The sequence below is a fragment of the Burkholderia sp. RF2-non_BP3 genome, from assembly GCF_001522185.1.
In the GTDB taxonomy this organism is placed as follows: domain Bacteria; phylum Pseudomonadota; class Gammaproteobacteria; order Burkholderiales; family Burkholderiaceae; genus Burkholderia; species Burkholderia diffusa.
On the sequence record NZ_LOSU01000063.1, the window covers coordinates 152,822 to 178,321 of the forward strand.

General features: G+C 63.5%; 25 protein-coding genes. 11 read left to right on the forward strand and 14 right to left on the reverse strand.

Annotated elements, in window-relative coordinates:
• Positions 1-56: 56 nt before the first annotated feature.
• Entirely contained in the window at positions 57-1,685 is a 1,629-nt protein-coding gene (locus WS45_RS29140; protein WP_059690390.1) for an NADP-dependent glyceraldehyde-3-phosphate dehydrogenase, read from the forward strand.
• Positions 1,686-1,776: 91 nt separating this feature from the next.
• Here WS45_RS29140 and WS45_RS29145 read toward each other — a convergent pair whose 3' ends face one another.
• Entirely contained in the window at positions 1,777-2,409 is a 633-nt protein-coding gene (locus WS45_RS29145) for a LysE family translocator (protein ID WP_059532440.1), read from the reverse strand.
• A 620-nt stretch (positions 2,410-3,029) separates the two neighbouring features.
• Here WS45_RS29145 and WS45_RS29150 point away from each other — a divergent pair.
• Complete coding sequence (locus WS45_RS29150) at positions 3,030-3,353, forward strand: hypothetical protein (RefSeq protein WP_059466123.1); 324 nt, start codon at positions 3,030-3,032, stop codon at positions 3,351-3,353.
• Between the two features lie 36 nt (positions 3,354-3,389).
• On the opposite strand, the gene WS45_RS29155 is transcribed toward WS45_RS29150, so the two are convergent.
• Positions 3,390-4,625: an NADH:flavin oxidoreductase/NADH oxidase family protein gene (locus WS45_RS29155; RefSeq protein ID WP_059532301.1), complete on the reverse strand. Its 1,236-nt coding sequence runs from the start codon at positions 4,623-4,625 to the stop codon at positions 3,390-3,392.
• Positions 4,626-4,704: 79 nt separating this feature from the next.
• Between WS45_RS29155 and WS45_RS29160 the strand changes: the two genes are divergently transcribed.
• Entirely contained in the window at positions 4,705-5,172 is a 468-nt protein-coding gene (locus tag WS45_RS29160; protein WP_059690392.1) for a MerR family transcriptional regulator, read from the forward strand.
• 165 nt (positions 5,173-5,337) lie between these two features.
• Entirely contained in the window at positions 5,338-5,658 is a 321-nt protein-coding gene (locus WS45_RS29165; protein WP_059532307.1) for a DUF1330 domain-containing protein, read from the forward strand.
• Positions 5,659-5,686: 28 nt separating this feature from the next.
• Here the strand turns inward: WS45_RS29165 and WS45_RS29170 are convergent, their stop codons facing one another.
• Complete coding sequence (locus WS45_RS29170) at positions 5,687-6,523, reverse strand: NAD-dependent epimerase/dehydratase family protein (protein ID WP_059702908.1); 837 nt, start codon at positions 6,521-6,523, stop codon at positions 5,687-5,689.
• Positions 6,524-6,626: 103 nt separating this feature from the next.
• On the opposite strand from WS45_RS29170, the gene WS45_RS29175 reads away from it, so the two are divergent.
• Complete coding sequence (locus WS45_RS29175) at positions 6,627-7,730, forward strand: LacI family DNA-binding transcriptional regulator (RefSeq protein ID WP_059532313.1); 1,104 nt, start codon at positions 6,627-6,629, stop codon at positions 7,728-7,730.
• 112 nt (positions 7,731-7,842) lie between these two features.
• Here WS45_RS29175 and WS45_RS29180 read toward each other — a convergent pair whose 3' ends face one another.
• A complete protein-coding gene (locus WS45_RS29180; protein ID WP_059532316.1) occupies positions 7,843-9,135 on the reverse strand; it encodes an MFS transporter in 1,293 nt (430 codons plus the stop codon).
• Positions 9,136-9,494: 359 nt separating this feature from the next.
• Positions 9,495-9,719 (reverse strand): hypothetical protein, encoded by a 225-nt coding sequence (locus WS45_RS35825; protein WP_179950409.1) that lies wholly within the window; start codon positions 9,717-9,719, stop codon positions 9,495-9,497.
• Positions 9,720-9,961: 242 nt separating this feature from the next.
• Between WS45_RS35825 and WS45_RS29190 the strand changes: the two genes are divergently transcribed.
• Together WS45_RS29190 and WS45_RS29195 are read left to right on the forward strand one after the other, a co-directional pair.
• Complete coding sequence (locus WS45_RS29190) at positions 9,962-10,687, forward strand: hypothetical protein (protein WP_059702913.1); 726 nt, start codon at positions 9,962-9,964, stop codon at positions 10,685-10,687.
• 50 nt (positions 10,688-10,737) lie between these two features.
• Positions 10,738-11,271 (forward strand): methylated-DNA--[protein]-cysteine S-methyltransferase, encoded by a 534-nt coding sequence (locus WS45_RS29195; protein ID WP_059702915.1) that lies wholly within the window; start codon positions 10,738-10,740, stop codon positions 11,269-11,271.
• 36 nt (positions 11,272-11,307) lie between these two features.
• Here the strand turns inward: WS45_RS29195 and WS45_RS29200 are convergent, their stop codons facing one another.
• On the reverse strand, positions 11,308-11,805 hold the full coding sequence (locus tag WS45_RS29200; protein WP_059532325.1) for an Lrp/AsnC family transcriptional regulator: 498 nt from the start codon (positions 11,803-11,805) through the stop codon (positions 11,308-11,310).
• Between the two features lie 157 nt (positions 11,806-11,962).
• On the opposite strand from WS45_RS29200, the gene glmS reads away from it, so the two are divergent.
• From glmS to WS45_RS29215, 3 genes are all read left to right on the forward strand, one after another.
• On the forward strand, positions 11,963-13,792 hold the full coding sequence (glmS, locus tag WS45_RS29205; protein ID WP_059702917.1) for a glutamine--fructose-6-phosphate transaminase (isomerizing): 1,830 nt from the start codon (positions 11,963-11,965) through the stop codon (positions 13,790-13,792).
• 479 nt (positions 13,793-14,271) lie between these two features.
• Entirely contained in the window at positions 14,272-15,459 is a 1,188-nt protein-coding gene (locus WS45_RS34345; protein ID WP_059702919.1) for a hypothetical protein, read from the forward strand.
• 2 nt (positions 15,460-15,461) lie between these two features.
• Positions 15,462-18,326: a tetratricopeptide repeat protein gene (locus tag WS45_RS29215; protein WP_059702921.1), complete on the forward strand. Its 2,865-nt coding sequence runs from the start codon at positions 15,462-15,464 to the stop codon at positions 18,324-18,326.
• Positions 18,327-18,428: 102 nt separating this feature from the next.
• Here WS45_RS29215 and WS45_RS29220 read toward each other — a convergent pair whose 3' ends face one another.
• From WS45_RS29220 to WS45_RS29230, 3 genes are all read right to left on the reverse strand, one after another.
• Entirely contained in the window at positions 18,429-18,935 is a 507-nt protein-coding gene (locus WS45_RS29220) for an HD domain-containing protein (protein ID WP_156437337.1), read from the reverse strand.
• 23 nt (positions 18,936-18,958) lie between these two features.
• Positions 18,959-19,771, reverse strand: a complete 813-nt coding sequence (locus WS45_RS29225; RefSeq protein WP_059702956.1) for a hypothetical protein — start codon at positions 19,769-19,771, stop codon at positions 18,959-18,961.
• Positions 19,772-19,892: 121 nt separating this feature from the next.
• Positions 19,893-20,708 carry a helix-turn-helix domain-containing protein gene (locus WS45_RS29230; protein ID WP_059690398.1) on the reverse strand — a complete coding sequence of 272 codons (816 nt, stop codon included), beginning with the start codon at positions 20,706-20,708 and terminating at the stop codon, positions 19,893-19,895.
• A gap of 120 nt (positions 20,709-20,828) precedes the next feature.
• Between WS45_RS29230 and WS45_RS29235 the strand changes: the two genes are divergently transcribed.
• Positions 20,829-21,488 carry a glutathione S-transferase family protein gene (locus WS45_RS29235; RefSeq protein WP_059702924.1) on the forward strand — a complete coding sequence of 220 codons (660 nt, stop codon included), beginning with the start codon at positions 20,829-20,831 and terminating at the stop codon, positions 21,486-21,488.
• A gap of 46 nt (positions 21,489-21,534) precedes the next feature.
• Here the strand turns inward: WS45_RS29235 and WS45_RS29240 are convergent, their stop codons facing one another.
• The 5 genes from WS45_RS29240 to WS45_RS29260 all read right to left on the reverse strand — a co-directional run bounded on the left by WS45_RS29240 (position 21,535) and on the right by WS45_RS29260 (position 25,496).
• A complete protein-coding gene (locus tag WS45_RS29240; RefSeq protein WP_059702926.1) occupies positions 21,535-22,623 on the reverse strand; it encodes a porin in 1,089 nt (362 codons plus the stop codon).
• 245 nt (positions 22,624-22,868) lie between these two features.
• Positions 22,869-23,204 carry a Rieske (2Fe-2S) protein gene (locus tag WS45_RS29245; protein WP_059532341.1) on the reverse strand — a complete coding sequence of 112 codons (336 nt, stop codon included), beginning with the start codon at positions 23,202-23,204 and terminating at the stop codon, positions 22,869-22,871.
• A 3-nt stretch (positions 23,205-23,207) separates the two neighbouring features.
• Positions 23,208-23,519 carry a YciI family protein gene (locus WS45_RS29250; protein ID WP_059532344.1) on the reverse strand — a complete coding sequence of 104 codons (312 nt, stop codon included), beginning with the start codon at positions 23,517-23,519 and terminating at the stop codon, positions 23,208-23,210.
• Positions 23,520-23,524: 5 nt separating this feature from the next.
• Positions 23,525-24,400, reverse strand: coding sequence for an intradiol ring-cleavage dioxygenase (locus tag WS45_RS29255; RefSeq protein ID WP_059702958.1), 876 nt, complete (start codon positions 24,398-24,400; stop codon positions 23,525-23,527).
• A gap of 28 nt (positions 24,401-24,428) precedes the next feature.
• Positions 24,429-25,496: a maleylacetate reductase gene (locus WS45_RS29260; RefSeq protein WP_059702928.1), complete on the reverse strand. Its 1,068-nt coding sequence runs from the start codon at positions 25,494-25,496 to the stop codon at positions 24,429-24,431.
• Positions 25,497-25,500 lie beyond the last annotated feature (4 nt).

The window sequence follows — 25,500 nt, forward strand, 5'->3', positions numbered from 1 at the left end:
AGCTCAGGATTCCGCATCGCCCGTCCTTCCCGGACACCCCGTCAAACGAGACCGTCATGCCCGATTCCGCCTCCTTGCAGCAGCTGTTTCCCGCCTATCAAGACATCCCCGCCGAGTTTCGGCTCGCCGCGCCGATCCACCAGCGCGTGTCGCTGGTCGACGGCGCGTTGCGCCCGTGGGACGGCGCGACCAAGACCGTGCTGTCGCCCGTGTGCGTGCGCCAGCCGGACGGCAGCGTCGCGCAGATGGAGATCGGCAGCTATCCGGTGATGGGCGAGACGGAAAGCGATGCGGCGCTCGACGCCGCGGTGCGCGCGTACGACTCGGGCCGCGGCGAGTGGCCGACGATGAAGGTCGAGCAGCGCATCGCGTGCATGCAGGACTTCATCAAGCGGATGGTCGCGCAGCGCGAGCTGGTCGTGAACCTGATCATGTGGGAGATCGGCAAGAGCCTCGCCGATTCGCAGAAGGAGTTCGACCGCACCGTCACGTACATGACGCAGACGATCGACGCGCTGAAGGAGCTCGACAACGCGAACTCGCGCTTCGTGATCGCGGAAGGCACGATCGGCCAGATCCGCCGCACGCCGCTCGGCGTCGTGCTGTGCATGGGGCCGTACAACTATCCGCTGAACGAGACCTTCGCGACGCTGATCCCCGCGCTGCTGATGGGCAACACCGTGGTGTTCAAGCCGCCGCAATACGGCACGCTGCTGTTCGAGCCGCTGCTCGAGGCGTTCCGCGACGCGTTCCCGAAAGGCGTGATCAACACGATCTACGCGCCGGGCGCGGTGGTCGTGCCGCACATGCTCGCGTCGGGCAAGATCAACGTGCTCGCGCTGATCGGCTCGAGCAAGGTCGCCGATCACCTGAAGAAGCAGCATCCGAAGTCGCACCGCCTGCGCGCGATCCTCGGCCTCGATGCGAAGAACGCGGCGATCGTGCTGCCCGACGCCGATCTCGATCTCACCGTGAAGGAATGCCTGCTCGGCGCGCTGTCGTTCAACGGCCAGCGCTGTACCGCGCTGAAGATGCTGCTCGTGCATCGCTCGATCGTCGACGAATTCCTGAAGCGCTTCACCGCCGCGCTCGAACAGCTGAAGATCGGCATGCCGTGGGAGAAAGGCGTCAGCATCACGCCGCTGCCGGGCATGCATCGCACCGCGTACATGACCGACGCGATCGACGACGCGAAGGCCAGGGGCGCGCAGGTCGTCAACCATTCGGGCGGCGAATTCAGCAAGACGCTGTTCTACCCGGCCGTCGTGTATCCAGTGTCCGAAGGGATGAAGCTGTATCGCGAGGAACAGTTCGGGCCGATCATTCCGGTCGCGCCGTTCGACGACGTGGAAACCGCGCTCGACTACGTGACGACGTCGGAGCACGGCCAGCAGGTCAGCATCTTCGGTTCCGATCCGGCGCAGATCGGCGCGCTCGTCGATCCGCTCGTGAACCAGGTGTGCCGCGTGAACATCAACTGCCAATGCCAGCGCGGGCCGGACGTGTTCCCGTTCGCGGGGCGCAAGGATTCGGCGGAAGGCACGCTGTCGGTGACCGACGCGCTGCGCGCGTTCTCGATCCGCTCGATGGTCGCGGCGAAGCAGACCGACGGCAGCAAGCAACTGCTCGATTCGATCGTGTCGGATCACTACTCGAAGTTCGTCAACACCGGCTTCATTTTCTGAAGCGCCGAAGCCGATCCGCCGCGTGTTCGCGCGGCGGATCGTTCGTCTGGTTGCACGCGTGCGGGCTGTCCGCTCACACGTTTCACACGTTTCAAACGTTCGACGCCAGCAACCGGATCCCCGCCACGCCGAACACCACGGCGAGACACGCTTCCATCGCGCGGCGGCCGCGCACGTACAGCCGGCGTGCGCCGTCCGTCGAGAACACCAGCGCATAGCCGCCGAACACCAGGCATCCGATCGCGATGCAGCCCGGCACGACCGCGCCGTGCGACGCGCCCGCGCCGTTCGACGACAACGCGACGATCGACACCCACACCAGGATCGCTTTCGGATTCGTCAGATGCAGCATCGCGCCGCGCACGTAGAAGCGCGACAGCTTCCGGTCTGCCGTCGCCTTCGGCGTGGCCGCCGCCTTGGCCGACCACGCGGTGCGACCCGACTTGAACGCGAGCCACAGCAGGTACACGCCGCCGAACAGCTTGATCGCGACCAGCAGCTGCGACCATGCGAGCAGCGCGGCCGACACGCCCAGCGCGGCCACCGTCGCCCAGAACATCGAGCCCGAGATGACGCCGAGCGCGAACGCGAGCGCCGCCTTGCGGCCGTGGTTCGCGGCGACCGACATGATCGCGAGATTGCTCGGGCCGGGGCTGGCCGTACCGACGAAATAGGCCGTGTAGGCCAGCAGCAGATTGGCCGAGAAGAAGGCGTGGACGCTCATGTCGAACCTCGCGGAGATGATGCGGTGATTGTTCGCAAACACGGCGCGGATGCCCATGGACAGTTCTCCGGTTATTCGCTGGGCCAGTTGGGCGGCGCGCGCGACACAGGTTGCGCACGCATCCGGCATGCGGCGAACGAGACGTCTCGGATATGAAACATCCGGCGCATGCGTCGCGAGCGTTCGTCGTGAAGCGGGTGACGCCGCGGCTCGCCGCGCGAGACCGTCCCGACCTCGGGCCGACGCCCGGAGCGGCACCGGCACACGCGCGACACGACGTTCCCCCGATTCGTCGACGAAACACACGGCCCGTTTCAGCCCGGCGTTACGTTACATCGATGAAGCATTTCATTCGTCCGGCCCCTGCCGCGCTGCCCCTCGCGATCGCGCACGGCGTATGGACGCCCTTCTCGATTTTTCGTGAAAGCCAGTATCGGCGGGACGCGATGACCGCTGCCGCACCCCGCGTCAACATTGCTCAACACTTCGATCGCGCGGCTGGTACGGAACCTGCATTCCCATCGGATGACAATCGCGCCGCCGATCGGCGCGGACATGAACCCGGATCGGGGCCTCCATCGGACACGCCCGAACGATCCACGCAAGTGATGAGGCTCTTCATGGATGCGCTGCCCAACTCATCCGATACGTCGTTCCAGATCTTTCTCGCGAAACTGCTCGAACAGCCGCAGCCCGAATGGACGGAAAAACAGCAGATGGAACTCGAGATGGCACGCACGCTGTCGACCCAGATGGTCAACTACGCGGAAGGCATGCGCGGCGGCAACGCGGATCTCGCGCGCTGCCTCGTGCTGTTGCGCTACGCGAAGGTCCTCGACTTCATGCTGACGTCGCTCGCCGCGCACCGCGACATTCATCCGCAGACGCTGCGCACGCTGTTCCGGCTCGCGAACCTGAAGGTCGACGACGCGTATCCGGTGTGAGCGGGCATCGGGCAGCCCGACGCCGCGCCTTCGCGGCTAGCGCGCCGCCCGCCCCGCCATCCACTTGCGGTAACGCCGCGTCTGGCACTGCGCGGCGAGTTGCTGCGACACCAGCGCGCGCAGCGGCGACACGCCCGGGTGCGTGCGCCGCCCGACACTCAACCGCGCGAGCTGGAACTTCACGACGGCCATGTTCGCCAGCGCACCCAGCGCCTTGTTCTTCCAGCGGATCGGCTGCAGCGCCGGCGCGCTGTCCTTGCCGGCCTGCCAGTCGCGCGGCAGGTTCGGCTCGATCGACAGCGCGGTCGCGATGCCGACCATCGCCACGCCGCTGGCGACCACCTGCTCGGCCACCGCGCGGCGCCGGATCCCGCCCGTGACCATCAGCGGCATGGCCGCGACGGCCGCGATGTCCCGCGCGAATTCGAGGAAATACGCTTCGCGGGCCAGCGTGCGCCCGTCGCGCGCCTCGCCCTGCATCGCCGGCACTTCGTAGCTGCCGCCCGACAACTCGACGAGGTCGACGCCGAGCGGATTCAGCAGCTCGACGACGCGCTTCGCATCGTCCGCGCTGAAGCCGCCGCGCTGGAAGTCGGCCGAATTCAGCTTGACCGACACGACGAACGCCGGCGACACCGTCGCGCGCACCTCGCGCACGATGTCGAGCAGCAGCCGCGCGCGATGCTCGATGCTGCCGCCCCACGCGTCCTGCCGGCGGTTCGTCAGCGGCGACAGGAACTGGCTCAGCAGATAGCCGTGCGCCGCGTGGATCTGCACGCCGGTGAAGCCGCTCTGCTCGGCGAGCTGCGCGGTGCGCACGAAGCGCCGCCGCACGTCGACGATGTCGGCTTCCGTCATCTCCTTCGGCACCGGGAACTGCTTCGACAGCGCGCCGAGCGCGAGCGGCACGGCCGACGGCGCGAGCGTCGTCTGGCCGAGCGCCGCCTGCATCTGGCGCCCCGGGTGGTTGATCTGCATCCACGCGTGCGCGCCGCCGGAGCGCGCGACCTGCGCCCAGCGCCGGAAGCGGTCGAGATGCGCATCGCTGTCGAGCACGACACCGTTCGGCCCCGTCATCGCGCGGCCGTCCACCATCACGTTGCCGGTCAGGATCAGGCCCGCCCGGCCGTCCGCCCACGCCTGGTACAGGCGCAGCAACGCGTCGGACGGCGCGTGGTCCGCATCGGCCATGTTCTCTTCCATCGCGGCCTTGGCGAGCCGGTTCGGGATCACCGCGCCATTGGGCAGCGTGAGGGGCGCAAACAGGTTCATGGTGGACATCCTCGATTGACGATGCCCAACCATAACTTTAAAGTCAGCTTCAAGGTCAAGCCCCCTCCGGAGCACAACGATGAAGATCGGCGAGCTGGCGCGAACCAGCGGCATCGCGGCGTCGCGCATCCGCTTCTACGAAGCGAGCGGCCTGCTCGAGCCGGCGCGCCGGCAGGCGAACGGTTATCGGGAATACGGGCCGGAAGCGCTGACGCGGCTCGCGATCATCGACCGCGCGCAGCGCGCGGGCTTCGCGCTCGACGAGATCCGCGCGGTGCTGCCGCCCGATCTCGGCGCGTGGCCGCGCGACGAACTGCTGCAGGCGTTGCGGCACAAGGTCGACGAAATCGCGCTGCTCGAACAGCGGCTCGCGCAGAACCGGCGCAACCTGCAGGCGCTGATCGACGAGATCGAGAACAAGCCCGCCGGCGAGGATTGCGCGGGCGCCGCGCAACGCATGCTCGACAAGCTGTGCAAGGAAGCGGCGGAGTCGGAATCGGCGCCGGCCGCTGTGCCGCGCCCGCGGCCGATCCGCAAGCGCGCGTGAGTCGGTCGCGCGCGCGATGTCCGTGACGTGCGGCGCGCGGTATGTGTGGCCCGCGCGCGGCCGGCATCGCGCACGGCCACATGGAAATGCTTACGTCGCAGGTAATCGACGCGCGCCGCCGGCGCTCCGATCATGGCTTCACCGATCGACGCCACGGAGCCTGCCATGACCGCCTACGCCATCGCCCACCTGCACGACGTTGAAATGTGCGACGACATCGTCGAATACCTCGAACGCATCGACGGCACGCTCGCGCCGTTCGACGGTCATTTCGTGATTCACGGCGCGCGGCCCGACGTGCGCGAAGGCGTGTGGCGCGGCGACCTGATCGCGATTGCGTTTCCCGATCTTGATACGGCGCGCACGTGGTACGAATCGGACGCGTACCGGCGGATCCAGCCGCTGCGCGCGCGGCATGCGAGCGGCCCGTTGATCCTGATCGACGGCGTGGACGAACGGCACAAGGCGACGGACATCCTGCGCTGACCGGCAATGCCGGCAACGCCCACGATGCCTACTTCGCGTTGCGCTCCATCGGCTCGCCAACGACGAAACCACCGCCCTGGTAGCGCTGCGCGGGATCGTCGTACTCGGCGGTCGGCGCCGTCACCGGGAACAGCCCGGCGAACTGCTCGGAGCTGTCCTGCGGCCGGTAGCCGAGGAAGCCGGCCTTCGTGTTGTCCCACCATTTCACCGGGTTGTCCGACACGCCGTAGACGATCGCGTGCCCGACGCGGTTCGTCAGCAGCGAGCAGCGCACGAGCTCGATGAAGTCGCGATAGCTGAGGAACGTCACCAGCATGCGCGGATTCTTCGGCGCCTCGAACGACGAGCCGATCCGCAGGCACACCGTCTCGATCCCGAAGCGGTCGAAGTAGTAGCGCGACAGCGACTCGCCGAAGCACTTCGTCACGCCATACAGGCTGTCCGGACGCTGCGGCGAATCGGCGTCGAGCACTTCCGTGACCGGATGAAAACCGATCGCATGGTTCGAGCTCGCGAACACGACGCGCTTCACGCCGTGCTTGCGCGCGGCTTCGTACAGGTTGTACGTGCCGGTGATGTTCGCATCGACGAGATCGTCGAACGGCGCGTCGACCGAAATGCCGCCGAGGTGGACGATCGCGTCGACGCCGTCGACGAGCGCCATCACCGCCGGCCGGTCCGCGAGATCGACGACCCGGATTTCTTCATGCGGGGCCGCGTCGTCCAGCGCGGCGATGTCGCTCACGCGCACGACGTCGGCCCAGTTCGCCAGCGCGCCGCGCACCTGACGGCCAAGGTTGCCGGCCGCGCCGGTCAGCAGCAGGCGCCCGAACGGCTTGCGTGCGCCGGTGGATGTGGCGTTCATCGAATCTCCTTGAATCTGTTCTGAAGTGTCCTGGACGTCGCCCGAAACCGGGCTGAACCGGAAAACGTTTTCCAACTATACGCGGGACGAAAGCCGACCGTCAATGGTCGAATCCGCTCGCAGCCATCCGCACTTTCCCGATACCGGTCGGCGGCCGGACGCCGGCTTTTTCTGCCACAATCCGGTGCAATCGAACGAAAACGTTACCCTTCCGATGAAAAAAGTTTCCCCGACGATCCGCGACGTGGCGGCGGAAGCCGGTGTGTCGGTCGCGACGGTATCCAAGTACGTGAACGGCACGCAGCGCTTTTCGCCGACCGTCGAAGCGCGGCTCAAGGAAGCGATCGAGCGGCTCGGCTACCGTTCGAACCCGCTCGCGCGCTCGATGATCACCGGGCGCACGCGCACCATCGGCCTCGTGATCCTCGACATCAGCAACCCGCACTTCACGAACGTCGTCAAGGGCGCGAACCGCGTCGCGCTCCAGCACGACTACACGCTGCTGCTCGTCGATACCGAAGAGAACCAGGCGCGCGAACGCTCGCTGATCGAGGCGCTCGCGCAACGCGTCGACGGGCTGATCGTCAGCACGCGGATGCCCGACGACCAGGCCGGCTGGATGCTCGACCTGCACAAGCCGCTCGTGCTGCTGCGTCGCAGCCCCGGCCTGCCGATCCCGAGCGTCGGCATCGACAACCGGCTCGCCACCTACATGCTCGCGCGTCACCTGCTCAATCTCGGCCATACGCGCATCGCGTACCTCGGTTTCGGCACCGCGCGCGTGAACGACGAACGGATCCAGGGCGCGCGCGACTGTCTCGCCGAAGCGGGGCTCACGCTCGACGTGCACGACGCGCATGCGCCGACCGCCGAAGCCGGCGAGCGCGCATGCTCGCGCGTGATGCTCGGGCCGCACCGCCCGCAGGCCGTGATCTGCTACAACGACCTGATCGCGCTCGGCTTCATGAAGGAAGCCGCGTCGCTCGGGTTCCGGCTGCCGCAGGACGTGTCCGTCGCCGGCGTCGACAACGTGCCGTACGGCGCATACGCGGCGCCCGCGTTGACCACCATCGACATCCAGAGCGAGAACATGGGCGAACTCGCGATGCAGAAGCTGATCGACGCGCTCGCCGGGCGCACCGACGCGAGCTATTCGACGTTCGAGCCGCGGCTGATCATGCGTGCGTCGACGGCCGCGGCCGGTTGAAGCGCGCGGTCGCGTCCGCCGCCTGCCGCCTCTTCGTCGTCACGCCGCCTCCGTCCATCGCACATGAAAACGCGCCGCCTCCGGGGCGGCGCGTTCGTTTTCCGGCACGCGATCAAGCGTCGAGCTTCGCGGGCTTCATCTTCGGTGTGAGCATGTGCATGACCGCCAGCGCGAGCAGATAGGCCAGCGCGCCGATCGCGAACAGCACCCAGTAATGGCCCGTGCGTTGCAGCACCTGGCCGATCACTTCCGAGAACAGCACGCCGCCGATCGAACCGGCCATCCCGCCGATGCCGACCACCGACGCGACCGCGCGGCGCGGGAACAGGTCGGACGCCGTCGTGAACAGGTTCGCCGACCAGCCCTGGTGCGCGGCCGCCGCCAAGCCGACGATCAGCACCGCGATCCACAGGCTCTGCACCTGCGACACGAACGCGATCGGCAGCACGCAGCAGGCGCAGATCAGCATCGCCGTCTTGCGCGCGCCGTTCACGCTCCAGCCCGCGCGCAACAGCATCGACGACAGCCAGCCGCCGCCGATGCTGCCGACCGTCGTCAGCGCATAGATGCACACGAGCGGCAGGCCGATATGCTGCATGTCCATCCCGCGCGACTCGTTGAGCCACTTCGGCAGCCAGAACAGGTAGAACCACCACACCGGGTCGGTCAGGAACTTGCCGATCAGGAACGCCCACGTTTCGCGCTTGCGGATCAGTTCGCCCCAGCGCGGCGCACCGGCATCCGCGTTCGCCGCGTCGAGCGCTTCGGCTTCGTCGCGCGGCTCGTCGTATTCGGCGGCGAGCGCGCGCGTGTCGGCCGTGCGATACATCACCAGCCAGACCGCGAGCCACACGATGCCGATCGCGCCGACGATCACGAATGCAGCGCGCCATCCGTAGGCCACCGCGATCGCCGGGATGATCGCCGGCGCGAACACCGCGCCGATGTTCGCGCCCGAGTTGAAGATGCCGGTGGCGAGCGCGCGCTCGCGACGCGGAAACCATTCGGCCGTCGTCTTGATCGCGGCCGGGAAGTTGCCGCCCTCGCCGATCCCGAGCAGCGCGCGCACGGCCGCGAAGCCCATCACGGAGCCGACCGCCGCGTGCAGCATCGCCGCGATGCTCCACACCAGCATCGCGACCGCATACGAGATGCGCGTGCCGAGCCAGTCGACGATGCGCCCGAAGCCGAGCAGGCCGATCGCGTAGAACGCGGAAAACGCCATCACGATGCGGCCGTACTGCACCTGGCTCCAGCCGATGTCGTGCTGGAGCATCGGCGCGAGCAGGCCGAGGATCTGTCGATCCATGTAGTTGATGACGGTCGCGAAGAACAGCAGCGCACAGACGGTCCAGCGGTAGCGGCTGGCGGCCGCGCGCACCGCGCCGACGACGGCAGATTGCATGAGTGTCTCCGATGCGCGGCCGCGCCCGTCGCGCCGCTGGATGGTGTCTGTCCGTGACCGGCGACGGGCGCCGGGGCGGACGGCGGCCCGCCTTTTGCGTGGCCCGGCTGCTCGTCCGTCGAGTTCTGGAAAACGTTTTTCAAAGAATAGGGCTTGGCCCGGTGCCGTGTCAGTCGGGGATTTCGATGAGTCATCTCAAATCCGGCCGCGCAAAAAGAGATGACTGTTCCGCAGAGTGGCATTAACCGTTTTTTCGGGACACAACCTGAGATTGGATGTCCTCCTACGCTCAGATGATCGCTTCCCTTCGCCACGAACCATGACCACGCAAGTTCCACACGCCGGGATCAGAACGCAGATCAATTCGAATAAATTCCAGTCGTCGCCTCGCCAATCGAGGCATGCTTACGTGCAATGCAAGAGTTCGACGAGCGACGCATCATGTGCGTGGTCAATGGAATGGCAAGGGCAAGGGCAAGGGCAAGGGCAAGGGCAAAGGCAAAGGCAAAGGCAAAGGCAAAGGCAAAGGCAAAGGCAAAGGCAAAGGCAAAGGCAAAGGCAAAGGCAAAGCAGATTAACGGCAACCTCCGCCCCGACCTGGAAACACACGCACCGAACAATTGCGATTCGTAAATCTCAAAGGCTCCGCCTTACAACGCAGATGCTCACGCATCGCATGCGAGCTATTTAGCGCAATTCGGTGGCTCTGTGCAGGGAACAACTGATGCTCCATCACGAAGTACATCTTTACAAAAAGATCATCCAATCAAGTACACCCGCATAAAGCCAAGCTCTAAAAATTCCACAGCAAAAAAAGACCATCGCCATGCTCAAGATTTTTTTCGCCAGCCTTCAAATTCTCATCGGCTTCTATTGGGCTGGCGACATGGCGCGCCAGAACCCAAAGATCAATGATTTCGTAGCATATCTTGAAGATGGTTACGGAAGCTTTAATGATCGACTGAGGGACATCAAGGTAATCGAAGGATTAAATTCCCTGAAGAAATTCTATCGATATATATCAATAGTATCGATTGCCGCATTTTTTATTATTCCAAAAATTGCCGGACCAAATCGCTTCCTAGCTGGCTACCTATCGAGCATCGGGATGGTAAGCCTTTTCGGGTGGTTTTCAATAAAATGGTGCATGGATCACAAAAATGCAATCACGGGAATGAGACCTCAGGTGGGACTCATGATTTTTGGCCCGGTGATTCTTGGGGTTTTCGATGTAATCCTCGGAACTTCATTCATGGCAACGCTTTCCCAACCACTCTATAAAATCGCCACGCTCGTCGGAATCAACGTTCCGCACCTAACCAACCCTGTTGTGATTGGCGGATGCCTTTCTCTTGTCTTCGCGATATTCTTTCTCATCTATTACATGCTGACGTGGTTGGTTGCCGCACCGGCTGCATTTCTCTCCGCTGCACTGGTCTTGCTGCCTGTAGCCGCAGCAAGATTGATTCACACGGTCGCACCACGAAAGGCCTTTGTCGGTCTGACCTTTATACTTTTCGCGACTGCAAGCTTTGGCCTGCTCTGGCTCTAGGGGTAGAAACGGATGCAGCACGTGTGGCACCTTCATGGAGACGCTTCGCGATGACTCCCGCTCATCTGATTCCGAGCCCGCTGGGCGACATCGCCATCCGTATCGAGGACGATGCCCTGACGGGCCTCTTCTTCGTCGGCCAGAAATACTATCCGTCGCTGGCAATCGCACCGGATGCGGATGCACGCAACGCGTCGCCGCTCGCGCGCAAGGTTGCCGACGAAGTCGCGGAATATTTCACCGGCACGCGCGAAACCTTCTCGGTGCCGATTCATCTGCGCGGCACCGCGTTTCAGCGCAGCGTGTGGAAGGAATTGCTCGCGATTCCGTTCGGCGAACTCGTGTCGTACGGCGACATCACCGAACGCGTCGGGCTGCCGATGAGTGCCGCGCGCGCCGTCGGCGGCGCGGTCGGCCGCAATCCCGTGTCGATCATGGTGCCGTGCCATCGCGTGATCGGCGCTTCCGGCAGCCTGACCGGGTATGCAGGCGGCATCGAACGGAAGCGCGCGTTGCTGTCGCTCGAAGGCGCCGGGTTCGCGCGCGGCGAACGCCATCCGAGGCAGCAGACGTTCGCGTTCTGACATCGCGCGTACACCGTTCGACGCGTGTCGTGCGGTCTAGTCGTCGCCGCGCTTGCGCATCGCATGCGTGACCCGCGCGTTCGCCTCGAACTTCGCGCGATGCGTCGAGAAGAACGTCCGCACGTTGCGGACGTTCGATGCGCCGGTGAACAGCCGCCGCGCGAACGCGTCGTATTCGGCGACGTCGGCCAGATCGGCCACCACCACGAAATCCGGCCCCGGCGACACGCGATAGCACTGCGTAACCGCCGGCTCCGCGCACACGTAAGCCTCGAACGCGTCGTAGTCTTCCGCCGTCTGCCGGTCGAGGCTGATCTCGATCAAGGCCGTGACGGCCGTGCCGATCGCGACCGGGTCGAGCACCGCAACCTGGCGACGGATCACGCCCGCTTCCGTCAGCCGCCGCACGCGGCGCATGCACGTCGGCGGCGACGACAGCGCGCGCTCGGCGAGTTGCAGGTTCGACACCGATGCGTCGTCCTGCAGGATCGCGAGAATGCGTAGGTCGAGATCGTCGAGCGTGATGCCGGCCATCGGCGGCTCCTTCCGGTCAAGGTTGTGAAATTTAATTTCAACACGATATCAGATCCATTGTCTGTTTCATTTTCTGTCGTATTTTGAAATTTAATTCCACTCAACCACTTCTACCATTGCTGTCACGGGTCCAGACAGGACATTTACGGAGCGCGATATGTGTGGAATTGTCGGGGCGGTTGCCCAGCGGGACATCCTGCCGAACCTCGTCGACGGGCTGAAGCGGCTCGAATACCGCGGCTACGACTCGTGCGGCGTCGTGGTCTATCGCGACCGTGCGCTGGCGCGCGCGCGCAGCGTCGACCGCGTCGCCAACCTGCAGCGCGAGATCGCCGCGCACGCGCTGTCCGGCTACACCGGCATCGCGCATACGCGCTGGGCAACGCATGGCGCGCCCGTCACGCTCAACGCGCACCCGCACTTCTCGCCGAGCGACGACAACGCGCGCATCGCGCTGTCGCACAACGGGATCATCGAGAACTGCGATCAACTGCGCGCGCAATTGCAGGCGCACGGTTACGTGTTCGCGAGCCAGACCGACAGCGAAGCGATCGCGCATCTGATCGACCACCTGTATGACGGCGACCTGTTCGACGCGGTGCGCCGCGCGGTCGCGCGGCTGCGCGGCAGCTATGCGATCGCGGTGATGTGCCGCGACGAACCGCACCGGATCGTCGGCGCGCGCGACGGGATGCCGCTCGTCGTCGGTGTCGGCGATGGCGAGAATTTCCTGGCGTCGGATGCGATCGCGTTGTCGGGCATCACCGATCGCATCGCCTACCTCGAGAATGGCGACGTCGCCGATATTCAGCTGCATCGCTACTGGATCGTCGATGCGGCCGGACAGCGCGTCGAGCGCGCGGTGCAGCGCGTGGCCGCGCACAGCGGCGCGGCGGACCTCGGCGCGTATCGCTACTACATGCAGAAGGAAATCTTCGAGCAGCCGCAGGCGGTGGCCGATACGTTGCTCGATGTCGGATCGATCATGCCCGAGCTGTTCGGCGACGGCGCGTGGCGCGTGTTCAACGACGTCGATTCGGTGTTGCTGCTCGCGTGCGGCGGCAGCTATCACGCGGCGCTGACCGCGAAATACTGGATCGAGAGCATCGCGAAGCTGCCGGCGAGCGTCGAGATCGCGAGCGAGTTTCGCTATCGCGACAGCGTCCCGAATCCGCGCACGCTGGTCGTCGCGGTGTCGCAGAGCGGCGAGACGGCCGACGTGCTCGGCGCCGTGCATGTCGCGAAGCAGCGCGGGATGATGCATACGCTCGCGATCTGCAACGTCGCGACGAGCGCGCTGATGCGCGAATGCGCGCTGCAGTTCGTCACGCGTGCGGGAATCGAGATCGGCGTGGCTTCGACGAAGGCTTTCACGACGCAGCTCGTGGCGCTGTTCTTGCTGACTTTGTCACTGGCGCAGGTGCGCGGGCGGTTGAGCGATGACGACGAGAAGGCGCATCTGCGTGCGCTGCGGCATCTGCCCGATGCGATGTCGAAGGTGCTCGCGCTGGAGCCGCAGATCATGGGCTGGTCGGAGCTGCTCGCGCGACGCGACAACATGCTGTTTCTCGGACGCGGGATGCATTATCCGATCGCGCTCGAAGGCGCGCTGAAGATGAAGGAGATTTCGTATATCCACGCGGAGGCTTATCCCGCCGGAGAGTTGAAGCATGGGCCGCTGGCGTTGGTCAGTAATGAAATGCCGGTGATTGCGGTGGCGCCGAATGACGTGCTGCTCGAAAAGCTCCGGTCGAACATGCACGAGGTCAGTGCGCGGAACGGCAGGCTTTTCGTGTTCGCCGATGTGGACTGCGGGTTGGTGCCGAGTGAAGGGATCGAGGTGATTCGGCTCAACGAGTACTACGGGCCGCTTTCGCCGATTCTGCATACGGTGCCGATGCAGTTGCTGGCTTATCACGCTGCGTTGGCAAGGGGAACGGATATCGATAAGCCGAGGAATCTTGCTAAATCGGTGACGGTGGAGTGAGGGGGTTCACCGGGAGGTATCCGGTGCTGATTTCGAATAGTCTCGTTTACGGAATCTTGAGATGTTCCGTTTACGGCCTCCCCTGACCGACCGGACACCGTTACTGGCAAGGCGTAAAGGAAAGTGTTCAGCAACGCCACCGAGGAACGAATGAAGTTCTGTTTGGTTTGCAAACAGTACCCCGACTGAGCACGGACACTCCTTGCTGGCCGAGGCGTAGCTTGTTGGCGAGCAGTTCTACCGCCTTTCCCGCTCCACACGCTCGCCCGCATGGCATCGCCTAACCGCCGAGGTTGCCCGCGCCCAAATATTTGAATATGACATCTGCTTTCAATGCGGCTGTGGACGAGAGGGGTTCCATGTAACAGCCAAAGCCGACATAAGGTAGGCCACCGTCTATCGAACCGTGTAGGCGGCGCGTTTGAGTCATGTTTCGGGTTACGATAGCTTTCAGTAAATAAATCACACGCCACCCGTCCATGTTGACTGAGAGCACCGGAATTCAGCCTCCGAACACCGCGCAAGGGTTCGAGGATTTTTGCCACAATGTCTACGGCACAATATTCAATGACCCCACGGCAACCAAGAATGGGCGTTCTGGGCAAAAGCAATATGGAGTGGACGTTTTTGTAAGAGATGGTGAGCGTCGCTTTGGGATTCAATGCAAACAGAAATCATTTGCGAAGCTGACCCAAGCAATCATCGACGAGGAAGTGGCTGCCGCCGACAGGGGCCTCGTTGAGAAACGTCTCCCTGCTATAAGCGAACTCATCATCGCGACGACCGCCGCGAACGATGCAAAGCTGATTGCGTACGCCGCCAAACTTACGGACGAACGTAAGCAAGAAGGTAAATTCGCAGTCAATCTAGCGTTCTGGGATACGCTCCAGGTACTCGTCAAGAGCAATCCATCTCTGCAATGGCAGTACGCCCCGCACATGGCCGGCGGCGCCTTTTTCGAGTTCTCCCGCAAGCAGGACGAAATATCGCGGAAGCTAGATGACCACCGGGAAGCGCTCCAGGTTGTGGCGGCAGCCACAACCTCCGCCGCCTCAAATGGACGGGTATCAACCAATTCGATTCCAGATGCGCGCCTCGATTCGCTTGATAAGCTCGTAGACAGCCAGCTCGACGGCGTCAAGAAGATGCTAATGGAGGGGCGTTTTGCTGCTGCGCTAGAGTCACTTACATCTCTTGGGCAGAACCTTGGTGCCTTCGATATATACCAGCGGTCCCGGTGGTTTGCCCAACGTGCTCATTGCTATTGGCAGCAAGAATCCCTTGAGTTTGCCGCCAAGGATTTTGATAGTGCCTATGGCCTAACTCCTGCCGATGACAAGACCGCGAGCAACCACATTCGAGGTGCTCTGCTGCGTCAACAGTATGACCGTGCCCTGGAGTTGGCCAGTAAGCACGCCTCGTCTTTCCCGCCTCGGCCAACGTTTTTAGCGTCTGGGCCGAAGCGGCGGAACGCTGTGGCAAACGCCCAGTCTGGGAGCACGACGTTCCGCCTGAATTCCGCGACGATGCGGACGTCCTGCATGTCTTCGGTTGGCAAGCACTTCTCGCCGGCGAACTATCTGCAGCTGCGGAATTTTCAAAGAAAATCACTAACAACGGTACGCCAACGTTTGAACAAGCTGGTCTGCGCCTGCTTGCATTGGTAAACATGGCAACAGCCAATGGCGTCTTTGCTGGCGCTGGGATTGTTTCCGAGCAAATACTGCATGAACTGGCCGAGACCTTGCAGTTGTTCGAACCCGTCGACAAGCATATCTGGAATCGTCAGGGTGGACTATCGACAGCAATGACTATCGCCTGCGTTGGGTACGCATACCTTATGACAGGCAAGCCGGAAGACGCGAAGGACTTTCTACTGAAAGGTGTGCAACGCTTTCCCGCTGAAGGCCAACTCGCGCGCATCTGTCTGGAGGCCATAGTCAAAGCCGACGGCAATATCACCGCTGGCTATAAGTTCGGCTGCGAACATGTCGAGGTCCTCGACGAACAGGGACAAATGATGGTCGCTGAAATGGCGGCCGAGATTGGCGACCTCACGACGTTGACGCGTATCAATACGATTCTTCGTGAGCGCAATCCAAATGACCGGGAACGCGACGAAGAACTGCGGGCATTCGAATGGCTTGCTCTCGCAGCCAGCGGAAGCGACGAGCAGCTTGACGCAGTTTTATCGTTCGATGCTTTTAGCAGCATGACATCGAAGGTAGCGAAAATCATCGTCGCAAATATTGCATTTCGACGGAAGGCAACTTGGGCAATCGACGCAGTGCGGTCACTCGAAAAAGCCTTGCATGACGAAAGTTCGACGCGCGAAGTCATCATGGTATCCCGCGCCTGTGTGGCAGTAGGCCTCTATAGTGAAGCTGCCAAGCGGCTCGGCAAGATACTCCCTCGAGGCATCGTAAGCGAGCCTCACAAACTATTGTTCGAAGCGTTGGTCAAAGGTGGCTTTCGGCGGAAGGCGCTGCGAATGCTTGAGGAGTTCCCCCCAACCGCTATCGATGATGCCGATATTCGCGCACTAGCGCTGGAGCTGGCAGAAGGCGCCAACGATTGGACGGAACTATCGCGGCTCAGTGACCTTCAATTGAAGGCGCACCCCGGACGTGCTGAGGCCTGGACTTTCCGGGCCGCAGTACTGCTACGCCAGCGCCAACCCCAAGCGGTACAGCGCCTCATCCGAGAGCAAATTCCGTTGGACCTACAGGGCTCAACGAAGAGCCGCGCGCAATTAGCCAGATTTGAAATCGAGTTCGGCAATGCGGAACGAGGCTTCAAGCGCCTATATCAAGTATTTCGCTGTTCACTTGCCGACGTGGACGTGGCAAGCATCTATCTTGGCAACGTGCTTACCATGCAGCCGGAACGGCGCCCGACCAAACCTCTCCGCATTGGTCCCGCCACAGCAGTCACGCTATCAGTCGGCAATACAACGCGTCAGCTCATCATCGACCCATCCGACCTGACTGATTTACCCAAGGCGGCTCATTTCATATCGGTTTCGGACCCGACCTACGCCGCACTCGAAGGCAAAATGTTGGGCGACGTAATTCAACTCGCGGATGGACTAGGTATCGCCCACGACTATACAGTTGTCGACATCAATTCCGGGTATATGGCCCTCGCGGCGCACGCCGAGAAACTTGTTCGCGAGTCGGTCATCCCCGGCGGACCAATAACGTCCATCGAAATGCAGACGCGCGAGGACGGTCAACTCGACCTTAGCCTAATGCAATCGATGCTTCGAGCACGCACCGAGCGAACAAAGCTAGCGCTCGACGGATACGCCCAAGGCCAGGTCACCATCGGAGTCGTCGCCAAGCTCCTCGGTGTTTCCTCTCTCGTCATGGTTGCTGACTGGCCTGCAGAGCCCGGACCAAAGCTCTACGCCTGTAGCGGAACCTTCGAGGACCAGGCTGCTTCTGAGGGATTACTCAAGTCATGGGAGGGACCGCTCGTCGTGGATTTGACTGCCATAAACGAACTGGTCGTAAATGGCATGGAGTCAGCGCTCTCGCTAGTTAAGCCGGTGTACATATCGACCTCCTCGGTAGAAGTGCTTGATAGGCTCATCGAGCTCGCGGCCACCGATAGAGCGGTAGGCCATATGACCGAGACGAACGGGCAGATTGCGATGGTTCACTATGGGGAGGGTTATCACGAAGGGCGTAGAGCCTATCTCGAGAGGCTCCGCAAGTGCGTCGACGAGTATTGCGAAATCGCTCCGTCCTGGGGAGCCGAGGAGTTGCCTGAAGACCTTCCCCGCTTCGCGGAGGCGCTGGATAGCGAGTCTTACGACACGCTACTTCTCTGCCTGGAAAAGCATGCACTGCTGTTGACGCTCGATGGTCGTCTGCGCGAGCTTGGCAAAGTCGTGGCCAACATTCGCGGAGTATGGCCGCAACTGTTTTGCAGCGTCGCAACTCAGCGTGGACACTGTGCTCGGGAGTCGTATCATCGGTTCGTAATGTCAGGAATCGCTAGACGAAGGACGCATACAGCAATCACGGCTGGCGACGTGGTATGGACTGCCCATGCCCCATTTGGACCCACGAATGGCACATTCGGCATGCTTCTGCGCTACATTTCAGAACGCTCCGTTGAGGCTGTGAGTACTGCTCGCGTCATTGCCGATGCAGCAATATATATCCTCGCTCATGGGGCAACCGCGCAAGCCCTATTTCAGTTCATCGAAACGGCATTCGCCCCCTTGTTTGCAAGGGATGATGTAGACGCGGATTCTCTTGAGAAACTGCTGGTGATTCGCCTAGTCGAGGCCGTCCAAACGCTGTTTAATTCCGATACTCCTAACATCTACCTTCAGTCCGTACTAGCTTCACAAAGCGAGCGGCTGCAAGGCTTCATTGAGGAAACAGTCCGAAAGGCTCGCGTGCTAGCGACCGAGACTCCGGTAGGCGCACTGTACGACAAATCGGTCCCGGTCATGGCGATGTATGTCACGAGGTATCCGTGTTACATCGCCGCACGGTCAGCACAGAGTTCCACGACATGAGCCATGAAGTGACGTACTTCTATGCAGCTGTCGGTGAGCCAAGCCCCCGGAGCCATCCTCGACAGCGACATAGTCGTCCCATCGCCCAGCGAATATCGCCACTCAGATTTTAGTGTTACTCAGCCTCAGCGCGTTCGAGATGACAGACGCGGGACTCAAACTCATTGCAAGCGCCGCTATCATGGGCGAGAGCAGCAAACCGGTGAACGGATAGGCCTGATGCTCGAAGCCGAGTCGTCCGCGCGCGTCGCATGCGCAGGCGAGCAGCACGGCGTCCAGCCGCTCCGGTCGGCGCAACGCCCCCATGCGGGACAGCAGCCTGACAATGGTGGCCGCCTGCAGGCGGGCGACGCCATGCACGAGCGTGTGCTCCTGGCAGACGGTGAGCGCCAGGTCTCGGCACGCGGCCGGCACGCGCCAGCGCGCGCAAATGGCTTTCACCAGCGGTACGCAGAGTCGTTCATGGTCGTGGTGCTTCGGCCAGTGCGCCGCCGGCGTCACGCCCTTGCCGAGGTCGTGCGCGAGCGCCGCGAAACGGACCTCGAGCGTCGCGTCAGCTGCTGCGGCCGCATCCAGCACCGCTACGGACACCCCGCATCCGATCGACATCACCTCCCCGCCCAAGAAAATCGCTACTTCGACAAACTCAGCTTCTTCGACAGCACGACCCCGCTCGACGGGCTCACCAGCGAGATGGATTGGAGATCCATGTGCAACCTGGAGATCCGGGTCGTAATGTCCGTCGGCTCCTCGATGCTCGGATCGGCATGCTCGGTCTGTTCGGTGAGGTAAGGCCTAACCAGGCGCCCCGACAAAACGAGCGCGAAGTCGCCATGCGCCTGGGCGTACACGGCAGGCGAAATCCGCATGCGGCTGCGAACCGTGCTCTTTTTCCCTTGCCCGGACTCGAGCTCGATGATGTCGACCTGCTGGATATATCCTTTTGCCTTCGCTTCGGGTGCGATCACGAGCCCTCGCCCTCGTGGCCCCGTCGTGACCTTTCTGAGCAGGATGCGCGTCCGGTCGTCGCGCTCCGCGTCGAACAGGTCGACGTCCAGCGTCAACAGGTGCCGCTGCGACTGATACCTCAGCCCATACCGCACCGGCACCACGAATGTCACGTCACGATCGAGATTGATGGGCGTCAGGTCGGGATTCGGGCCGTGCCGGTCGGTCGCGTTGGAGACGAGGCCGCGAACCCGTGCAGTCAAGGAAGGTGCGGCGGCGCTGAAATGCTGCTTCTTCAGCGCATCCCGGATGGCAACCGGATCGTCGCCGACAATCGGCCGTACGCGCGACGTGTCTTGACCGACAGCGGGCGCGTTGCGCGTCGAGCCGTCGACAGACGCCGCCTGTGCATGCGCCGCCACTGGCGCCAGCATCACCGCCAAGGCAACGGCCCACGCGAATTTCGAGCGACCCAACTTGGATTTCCTGTGCGGCACGACGAACTCCTGATTTTCTGGCAGATCGGTCAACGACGAGCACTATAGGGCGGAATGACCGGCAACGCATCCACGGTGTGAAATGACCCATGGTGCGGTCGCCGATCGGGAGCCGGCACCCTCATCCCCGACCATCCTCCCGCCGATATTCCGCCGGCGCCTTCCCCACCAGCTTCCGAAAATCGCGCGTGAAATGCGCCTGGTCGAAATACCCCAACGAATGAGCCAGTTCCGCGAGATCGACCGGCTCGCCGCCGGCGAGCTTGTCCGCGGCCTCATGCAGGCGATAACGGCAGATCACCCACTTCGGCGTCACGCCCACATGGTTGGAAAAGAGCTGCTGCAGCGTGCGCTCGCTCAACCCTGCGCGCTCGGCCAGATCGCGCACCTGCGTGAGCCCGAGGTCCTGCTGCAGCATCTGCAAGATGCCATGAATGCGCTCGACCTGCGGATCGGCCGGCGGCAGCACCCGCAACAGCAACGCCTCCGCGGCAGCCACCATCCCGGCATCATCCTCGGCACCGAGCACGGCGTCCTCGGCTTCCGCATCGCCGCAATCGAGCAGCGTCGACACCGGCAGCACCTTGTCGGTCGACAAATGCACCGGCTTGCCGAAGAACGCCCGGAACGCCCCCGGCCGAAACCGCAAGCCGATCACCCTGCCGGCGCCGGCCAGCGTCGTCTCGAACGCCCCCGACACCACACCGAAGATCCCCGTCCGGCGTCGATCGAACACCAGATTCACGCACGGATACGGCAGCGTGCGCTGCACGTACGGCGGCTGGTCGCGCAGATCCCATTCGACGATCCAGTGATGATCCAGCACCCCGGCCAGTTCGGCACAGGGGTAATAGCGATTCAGGCGGAAGCGCTGATTGAAGGCTTTCGGGCCGACGACGCCTTTGGGCGTCTCGGTCACGTTACGCAAGTCGGCCATGGTGACGAACCGTTGAGATGACCGCATGATGATGCACCGCCGCAGCGGATTTTTCCAAGACGAAGCCGCGCGGCCGTCCTACATTTCCATATTTGTCCCGAACGCATACCGGAGCCCGCGATGCCGCAAGACCGTCACCTGACCCTGTACCACTCCCCGCGCAGCCGATCGGCCGGCGCGCGGATGCTGCTCGAGGAACTGAGCGCCGACTACGAACTGCACGCGTTCGACCTCTCCGCGGGCAAACATCACGACGCCGAATACCTCCGTCTCAACCCGATGGGCAAGGTGCCCGCGCTGCGTCACGGCGACGTGATCGTGACCGAGCAGCCCGCCGTCTACATGTACGCGGCGGAACTGTATCCGGAAGCTGGCCTGTCGCCGGCGCCCGGCGATTCACTGCGCGGCCCGTACCTGCGCTGGATGACGTTCTATGGCTCGTGCTTCGAGCCGGCCATCGTCGACCGCTCGATGAATCGTCCGCCCGCGGCCTATTCGACGTCGCCGTACGGCGACTTCGATGCCGTCATCAACGCGATCGATGCGCAACTGGCAACGGGGCCCTGGCTGCTGGGCGAGCGCTTCACGGCCGCAGATGTGCTGTGGGGCTCCGCACTGAACTGGACCACGATGTTCAAGCTCGTGCCCGAGACGCCGCGCATTCGCGCCTATATCGATCGCGTGCTGGCGCGCCCGGCCATCCAGCGCGCGCAGGCGGCAGACGCGGCACTCGCGGCGGAGCAGGACAAGGCCAAGGAGGCTGCGTCCGCCGCGAGGTAGTCCGGTGCGGAGGCGGACCTTGACGCAAGTTCCGCCCGGCGCCCCGTCAAAACATCGTATGCACCCCGACGCGCGCGACGGCCTGACTCGCCGAGCTCGACGCCCCGTTCGGATCGAGCACGCCGTTGATCTGCGCGTTCGCGCCGCTGTTCGCGCGTTGATAATCCGCGGACACGTAAACCATCGTCCGTTTCGACAACAGGTACTGAAACGCGACGCTGACCTGATGCGCATGGTTGTCGTTCACGGCTTCGTTGCCCTTCATGTACATGTACTTCGCGCCGAGAAAGACGTCCGGCCTGATGCGCCACACGCCGCCTGCTTCGGCCATCCACACGCCTGCGTCGTTGAACGAATTGCGTACGGTCGTCAGCAGCGCCTTCGCGGTGACCGCGCCGAAGTCGTAGTGCATCCCGACGCCCCAGTTGCGCACACTGGTCGACGGCGTACCCGGCGCCGGACCATACTTCTCGTTCGTATAGGCCGCACCGATACCGAACGCCCCGACTTCGTAGTTCAGCCCGGCGCTCACGGTATTGTCCGCGCCGACGGAACCGGCCACGCCGCCGAACGCATACATCACGCCTCCGGAAAACCCGGCAATCGTCGGCGAGCTGTATTTGACCGAATTCGCGACCGGCTTGCTGCCTGCCGTGCGGTCCCAGTCGAATGCGCCGGTCGGATTGCCCGGCAGCGCGAGACGCTGGAACGGGCCATTCCTGAATCCGTACAGCCCCGTGAGATCCATCGAGATCGCGTTCCCCTTCGCAAACAGGGAATCCACCATGAAGTCGTACTGATTTCCCAGCCTGATGCCGCCGAACCGGTCGCTCTCGATGCCCACGTATGCGTTGCGCCCGAAGATTCCGGTCCCGATGATGCTGCCGTTCGCCATCGAGAACTGGTTCACGAGCGCGAACGTCGCGTGATATCCGCCGCCGAGATCTTCCGTGCCGCGCAAGCCGAACAGGTTCGGCGTGAAGATGCCGTCGTCGAACTTGACGTTCTTTCCACCACCTTCGTTGCTGACATACGAGATGCCGCTGTCGATCAAACCGAACAGCGTCACGCTGCTCTGCGCGTGCGCACCCTGCGCGATGACAAGCATCGCGACTGCTCCAAACCTCAGTTTCATTGTGTCTCCGTCTTTTTTCTGTCAATGCGAACCGGCCGCCCGCTGTCTCGCGGGTCTCGCCCGATGCTTCGTGAAACAACGACTCCCCCGGCCCGGCTTCGCATACATCCGGGTCGGAAAAACTCGTATTTGATTAGCTTTACTGATTTAACAGAACGAATGAAATCCCGCTCATTCCCGATTTCATCCCGCGCAATGCGATTACCGCGCGTCCCGACTGCCGTTGGGCAATCCGACCTTCCGAATCAAGCGCCCCGACAAATCACCCAGGCCGCCGAATCGACCTCGACAGCCACGGCTTCCAGCCCGGCACCCGAACACGGGCCGTCGATGCACACGCCATCGTCGAACCTGAACAGCGCGCTGTGATGCGCACACATCAGCACCTGGGACCGGTAGCAGGAAACGTTGCCCGGCACGAAATCGAGCGGAACCGAGAAATGCGGGCAACGATTCACATACGCCCACACCTGCTCCCCACGTCGCACGACGATGACGGGACGCCCGATACGCGCTTCGTCGACGACCCGCGCCCCACCGTCCGGCACATCGGAGAAGCGGCAGAGTTGCGCGGCACCCATGACTCACGCTCTCCGCTCGGGATTGCCGAGGCTCCAATCCCACGGTCGAACCTCCACCCGCGAAAACAGCCCCTCCTTCACGTACGGATCGTTGCCGACGAACTGCATCACCGCATCGATGTCGTCCGCCTCGACGACGAGCAGCGTGCCGTTCATCGCATCGCCCTGCGGATCGAGCGTCGGGCCGCCGAGCCGAACATACACACCGTGCTGCGCGGCGGAGCGCAGGTACGTCCGATGCGTGGACCGCACGCGGTCGCGCACGTCGCGCATCCCGGGCTGGTCCGTCGCAAACACTGCAAAGAATCGCGCCATGTCGGTCAACTCCGGTCGAGCACGAAGTCGTACGTCGCTTCGCGATATGCGCCCGTCAAACCGACGCGGCGCGCGAGTTCATCGCCCGCCGCACGCGGACGATAGGCAACCATCAGCGACGGTTTCACGCCGAAGACGGCATCCGACTTCAGATACGCATCCTCCTCGTCGAACAGATGCGTGACGAGCTTGCGATAACCGGGCGCGTCGATCATGAAGTGCAGATGCGCGGGCCGCCACGGATGACGGCCGGTCGCGTCGAGCATCTTCCCGACCGGGCCGTCGGTCGGAATCGGGTAGCTGACCGGCAGGATCGTCGTGATCGCATAACGGCCTTCAGCGTCAGTCCGGTAGCGGCCGCGCAGATTGCCGTGCGGCTGCGCCTTGTCCTGCCCGGAATACATGCCGTTTTCCGCGGTCTGCCACACGTCGAGCACGGCGTCGCGCACCGGCGCGCCATCGGTGGCGAGCACGCGACCGTGCACGACGACGGGCGTGCCGGGCGTGAAGGCCATGTTCTCGCCATACGCGCGCTCGGGCATGCCTTCGATATAAAACGGGCCGAATACGGTCGTTTCCGTCGCGCCGGTGGCGAAGCGATGGTTGATCGCGTCGACCAGCATCGACACGCCCAGCGTGTCCGACAGCAGGATGAATTCCTGGCGCACGACGTCGTCGCACATCTGCCCGGTTTCGGTCAGGAAGCGAATTGCGGCCATCCACTCGGCCTCGGTCAGCTCCGTCTCGCGGACGAACGCATGCAGATGCCGCACGAGGCTCTGCATCAGCACGCGCAAGCGCGGGTTCGGCGTATCGTCGAAGCTGGCGACGACCTGCTCGGTCAGCCGCGTGTCGCCGTCGTCATGAAGATCGTTCGTCACGTTCGTCTCCTGTGATGCGGCCGGCCGCTCAATGCGGCTCGCGCCCTTCCCACGCATGCTGAAGCAATTCGCGAATCGGCGCACGTTCGATCGGCCGCGGATTCGCATACGGATTCCGGCAGGCGAGGTCGGCGGCTTCGTCGAGGCCCGCTTCCGGCATCCCGATATCGGCAAGCGCCGGCGACAGGCCCAGTTGCCGATTCAGCCGGAACAACAGCGGGCCGGCGTCGGCCGCCTCGGCGCCGCCCAGCGCACGCGCGACACGGCGCAGCGCGTCGGGCGCCGCGGCATGGTTGTAGTGCGCGGTATGCGGCAACATCGCGGCGTGCGTCTGCGCATGCGGCAGGTTGAAGGTGCCGCCGAGCGTATGACACAGCTTGTGGTGCAACGCCATGCCGACCGCGCCGAGGCACGTGCCGGCGAGCCATGCGCCATACAACGCGCGGCTGCGCATTTCGCGGTCGTCGGGTGTGCGAACGATCGCCGGCAGCGCCTCGCCGAGCGCACGAATCGACTCCTCGGCCATCAGGCTGATCACCGGGTTCGCATCTTCCGCGTAGAGCGCTTCGACCGCGTGCGCCATCGCATTGACGCCCGACGCCGCCGAAATCCCCGGCGGCAGCGACAGCGTCAGGGACGGGTCGTAGAGCACGGTTCGCGGCAGCACGCGCGCGTCGCGCCCGGTGCGCTTCAGCCGGCCTTCCGTGAGCCCGAAGATCGGCGTCATTTCCGAGCCCGCGTAGGTCGTCGGCACGGCGAGGATCGGCAGCGACGACTCGAGCGCGATCGCCTTGCCGAGCCCGATCGTCGAGCCGCCGCCGATCGCGATGCAGCAGTCGGCGCCCAGCTCGGCCGCCATCTCGCGCGCGGCACGCGCGACTTCGATCGGCACGTGCATCACGGCCTGCGCGCATACGCCGGCCGCGCGCGCACCGAGCACGCGCCTGACCCGTTCGGCGAGCGGCTGCTGTTCCGGCGTCGACAGAATCAGCGCCCGCTGCGCGCCGAGCGCGGACAGCTCGTCCGGCAGCCGTTCGAGCGCGCCCCATTCGAACACGACGCGCGACGGCGTTCCCTGATAGACGAAGCGCTCCATTTCA